Genomic DNA, 5,178 nt, shown 5'->3' on the forward strand with positions numbered 1-5,178 from the left:
AGGTGGTGCCCTTCCCCAGCTGGCTCGTCACCCCGACGCTGCCCCCGTGAAGCTTCACCAGCTCCTGCACCAGCGCGAGGCCGATGCCCGTCCCCTCGTGGCTGCGGCCCTGGGTGACGCGGACGCGGTAGAAGCGCTCGAAGACGCGCGGCAGCTCCTCCTCGGGGATGCCCACCCCCGTGTCCTGGACACGGAGGACCGCCTGCGCGTCCTCCCAGCGCAGGCTCACGCGGATCTCCCCGTGGTAGGTGTACTTCACCGCGTTGGAGAGCAGGTTCAAGACAGCCTTCTCCCACATCTCCGGGTCGACGTAGAGGGGCTCGGGCAGGGGCGGGCAGTCCACCACCAGCCGCAGGCCCGCGCTCTCCACCGCGGACTGGAAGGCGCTCGCGAGGCTCGTGGTGAAGACAGACAGGTCCACGGGCACGTAGCTGGCCTGGGCCCGTCCCGCCTCCATGCGGGAGAAGTCGAGCAGGGTGTTGACCATCTTGTAGAGCCGCAAGGCATTGCGGCGCACGAGCTCGAGCTGCTCCGCGTCCAACGACTTCTTCGCGCCGGCCAGCGCGTCCTCGACGGGGCCGAGGATGAGCGTGAGCGGCGTGCGGAACTCGTGGCTGACATTGCTGAAGAACGCGGTCTTCGCCGCGTCCAGCCGGGCCAGCTCCTCGGCCCGCTGCTTCTCCTGCTCGTAGGCGCGGGCGCTGGAGATGCTGGCGGACAGCTGCCGCGCCAGGAGCTGAAGGAAGCCGCGGTACTCGTCGTCCAGCACGCGCAGGGGGCTCAGGCCCGCCACGAGCACCGCCAGGGTCTCCGTCTCCGCGCCCATGGGCACCGGCAGGACGAGGGCGCGCGTCGTGGGCTCGGGCCAGGGGCCGCCGGGAAGGGGGCCGAAGCGCTGCGCCAGGTCCTCGACCAGCGCCTCCTGCCGCGCCCGCGCGACGCTCGCGAGCGGCCAGGACGCCGTGTCGCCCGGCGCCAGCGTCACGGGCGCGGCGGGCCCCCCGCGCTCCAGGCCCGCGCAGCTCACCAGGTGCGCCCCCTCCGGCTTGACGATGTAGAGCAGCGCGAAGGGCAGGTCGTGCCCCGCCTGCGCGAGGACCTCGTCCAGCGAGCGGAAGATGCCGTCGACCGTCTTGTCCAGCGCCGTCCGGATGGACAGCTCCCGGAGGATGGCCAGCCGGCGGTCTCCCACCACCTGCCGCGTCGTTTCGCTCGCGATGGCGAAGAGCCCGGCGATCTCCCCCGACTCGCCGATGGTCGGGTTGTAGGACCAGGTGAAGTAGGACTCCTCCCGGAGGCCGCCGGGGCGGCGCGCGAAGTTGACGTTCCCGTCCTCGATGTAGATGGGCTCGCCCGTGTCCTGGGCTCGCTGGATCAACGGGCCCAGCAGGGCCCACTCCTCGACGAGCGCCTCGCTCCCGCGCGCGCCCACGGTCTGGGGATGCTTCGCCCCCAGGATGGGCCGGAACGGGTCGTTGTAGAGCATGCGCAGCTCCGGGCCCCAGAACAGGATGATGGGGTAGGGCGAGCGCAGCATCGTGCTGACGGACGTCCGCAGCGACTGGGGCCAGGCCGCGAGCGGGCCCAGCGAGTTGCCCGACCAGTCATGGGCCCGCATCAGGGCGCCCATCTCCCCGCCGTGCTGGATGAAGGGCTCCTCCACGGCCGGTCGCGAAAGCGGCGGGGGCGAGGCAGGAGCGTCGTGCGGGGCCGCCGCCGGGACGGCCCGGGGCTGCTGTTCACGCGGGAGGGCGAAGCTGAAGGTGGCGCCCAGGCCGGGGGGGCTCTCCACCCAGATGCGCCCGCCGTGGCTCTCCACGATGCCCTTCGTGATGGAGAGGCCCAGGCCATGGCCCTCGCGCCTCTTCTGCGCCGCGTGCCAGTAGCGGTCGAAGAGGTGCGGTTGCACGCTGGCGGGGATGCCCGGGCCGGTGTCCGTCACGCTGAAGCGCAGGTCGCCCGTGCCCGGCTCGGTGCCCACCCGCAGGTGGAGGCTGCCCCCGGACGGGGTGAACTTCAGCGCGTTGGAGAGGAGGTTGCCGAGCGCCTGGAGGAGGCGCTCCTTGTCGCACCACAGGGTGAGCCCGGGCTCCTGCTCCACGATGAGCCGCAGGCCCCGGTCCGTCGCCTGGGGCTCGAAGATCTCCCGCACATCGCGGACCAGGTCCGCGACCGGCTGCGGGCGCACGTCGATGGCGAGCGTTCCGGCGTCGATGCTCGCCACGTCGAGCAGGTCCTCGATGAGCCGGTTCATCCGGTCCACGGAGCGCCGGATGGAGTCAGCGTGCTTGCGCGCGCGGGCGGTCGCGTCCGTTTCAGCGGGCAACCGCTGGATCAGCTCGGTGGCGGCGCGGATGGCGCTCAGGGGCGAGCGCAGGTCGTGGCTGACGACGGCGAGCGTCTCCTCGCGCAGGCGGGTGGCGCGCCGCGACGCCTCGAGAAGCCGCTCGGCCTCCGCCACGTGCGCTTGCTCCGCGAGGAGCGCCTCCTGCCGGAGCCGCGCGACCGTGAGCTGGGCGTTGATGCGTGCGATGAGCTCGTTCGCGGAGAAGGGCTTGACGAGGTAGTCGTCCGCGCCGCTGTTGAGCCCCTCGATGGTGGCCTCCTCGCCCGCGCGCGCGGACAGGAGGATGATGGGAATGGCGCGGGTGCGCTCGTCCTCGCGCAGGGCCTGGACCAGCTGCAGGCCGTTCACCCCCGGCATCATCACGTCGGAGAGGATGAGGTCGGGCGGGCGGGCCCGCGCGGCGGCGAGCGCCAGCCCGCCGTCGCTCACCGCCTCCACGCTCCAGTGCGGCGCCAGGAGCCGTGAGAGGTAGGCGCGCATGTCGGCGTTGTCGTCCGCCACCAGCACGCGGACGCCGGCGTGGGCGGTGGACAGCGCCGCGACGGGCGCCGGCCCGGCCTCATTCCACTGGGAGACCTCCGCGAGGAACGCGCCGGGGCCGATGCCGGTGGACGTGAGCGTCCGCACCGGCGCGCCCGGCTTCTGGGGCAGGTGCGCGGAGCCGGTGGGCAGGAGGATGCGGAAGCAGCTCCCCTTGCCGAGCGTGCTGGTCACCGTCACCCGTCCACCGTGCAGGTGCACCAGTTCCTGCACCAGCGCGAGCCCGATGCCGGTGCCCTCGTGGCTGCGCCCCCGGGCGCCCGCCACGCGGTGGAAGCGCTCGAAGATGCGGGGCAGCTCCTCCTCCGGGATGCCGGTGCCCGTGTCCTCGACGGTGAACTCCACGTGCTCCCCAAGCCACTTCAGCGCGAGGCGGACCTCGCCCTCGAAGGTGAACTTGAAGGCGTTGGAGAGGAGGTTCAGGACAACCTTCTCCCACAGGGAGGGGTCCACGTAGACGGGCTCGGGCAGCGCCGGGCAGTCCACGCACAGCTTGAGCCCGGCGGACGCCACCGCGGAGTCGAAGTTGCTCGCCAGGTCCACGGTGAGCGCGGAGAGGTCCGTCGGGACGAACGACACCTGGGCGCGCCCTGCCTCCAGGCGGGCGAAGTCGAGCAGCGTGTTGACCAGCTTCTGCAGGCGCAGGCCGTTGCGGCGCACCACCTCCTGGCGCTCGCGCTGCGCCGGGGGGAGCGGCTGCTGGGCGTCCGCGAGGCCATCCTCGATGGGGCCCAGCATCAGGGTCAGCGGCGTGCGGAACTCGTGGCTGACGTTGCTGAAGAAGGCCGTCTTCGCGCGGTCGATCTCCGCCAGCGCCTCCGCCCGCTTCTTCTCCTCTTCGTGGGCGCGCGCGTTGCCCAGCGCCGTCGCGATGTGGTCCGCCACCAGCTCCAGGAACCCGCGGTAGTCGTCGTCCGGGGCGCGCCTCGCGCTCAAGCCCGCGACGAGGAAGCCGTAGGGGAGCTCGGCGCCCGCGCGGGTGATGGGGAAGACCCAGGCCGCCTGGGGAGACTCGGGCCACCTTCCGCCGGGCAGCTCCCCGAAGCGCGCGCGCACATCCGGGACGAACCGCGGCCCCTGGGCGCCGACCATCTCCGTGTCGAAGAGGTGGGTGGGGGCCGCGGCGTCCAGCCCGAAGCCCGCCGTCGCCACCAGCTCCGGGCTCCCGCCCGCGTCTGGCTGGCGGTACAGCAGGGCGAAGGGAACGTCGAAGTCGTTGCTCTCCAATGCGAGCGCCGCTTCGCGCCAGGCGTCCTGCTCGCGCTTGACCGTCCCCGCCCGTGCCGCCAGGTCCCTCAGCGTCCGCAGCCGCCGCTCGCCCAGCACCCGGCCGGTGGTCTCCGTGAGGGTGACCAGCACGCCCGCGACGCCGCCGCTCTCATCCCGGATGGGGCTGTAGGAATAGGTGAAGTAGCACTCCTCCAGGTAGCCGTTGCGGTCCAGCGGCAGCATCCAGTCCTCGGAGCCGACCGCCGTGCCCTGCCTCACGCCCTCGAACATCGGGCCGATGATGTGCCAGCTCTCCGCGAAGGTGCTCTGCGCGCTGTGGCCCATGGCGGCCGGGTGCTTCGTCGCGCCCAGCACCGGCCGGTACCCGTCGTTGTAGAACTGGACCAGCTGCGGCCCCCACGCGATGTACATGGGGAAGCGCGACTCGAGCAGGATGCTGACCGCCGTGCGCAGCGACTGCGGCCACGTCTCCGGCGCCCCCACGGGCGTCTTCGTCCAGTCGATGGAGCGCATGAGCGCGCCCATCTCGCCTCCGCCCGCGAGCACCGCCGCGCTCTCGGCGTGCGCCGCGTCCGATGTCTCAGGGGTGGCGGGGGCGTCGGCCGCCGTTGCGCGCGGGAGGGTCGAGGTGCTCATCGAGAGCGTTCGCTATCACACGCACTGCTGGACCGAGCGGCGCGTGCGAGATGAAGGTTGAGACCTCAACTGCAATTCCGGAAGGCTCCGCGACGACGAATCTCCGGCGCATCGCTGGAATGTTTCAGACGCCGCCGCCTGCGTGCTCCCTGTCGAGGCAGGCAGCCATTCCTCCCGAAGACGCCGCGTGAAATCTCATCAGGGCGACATTGTTGGCGGAATGCCAATAAGATGGTGACATGAGTCTTCCGGTGCGTGCCGCGCTGCTGCGGTCAGTGAAGGGCCCCTTCCTCATCGACGAGGTCGAGCTGGAGTCGCCGCGTGAGGGGGAGCTGCGGGTGCGGGTGACCGCGAGCGGCATCTGTCACACCGACCTCACGTACCGGGCGGGCGCGGGCCGGTTCGCCTTCCCCGCGGTGCTGGGC

2 protein-coding genes are annotated in these 5,178 nt (G+C 72.0%); one reads left to right on the plus strand and one right to left on the minus strand.

The window, feature by feature from the left end; all coding sequences use genetic code 11:
- A partial coding sequence (locus D7V93_RS37370) for an ATP-binding protein (RefSeq protein ID WP_120647881.1) occupies positions 1 to 4,753 on the minus strand: 4,753 nt, incomplete at its 3' end.
- 239 nt (positions 4,754 to 4,992) lie between these two features.
- Between D7V93_RS37370 and D7V93_RS37375 the strand changes: the two genes are divergently transcribed.
- Positions 4,993 to 5,178 (plus strand): alcohol dehydrogenase catalytic domain-containing protein (locus tag D7V93_RS37375; RefSeq protein WP_158623948.1); only part of this gene is annotated, 186 nt, incomplete at its 3' end.

The organism is Corallococcus llansteffanensis, from assembly GCF_003612055.1.
GTDB classification, from domain to species: domain Bacteria; phylum Myxococcota; class Myxococcia; order Myxococcales; family Myxococcaceae; genus Corallococcus; species Corallococcus llansteffanensis.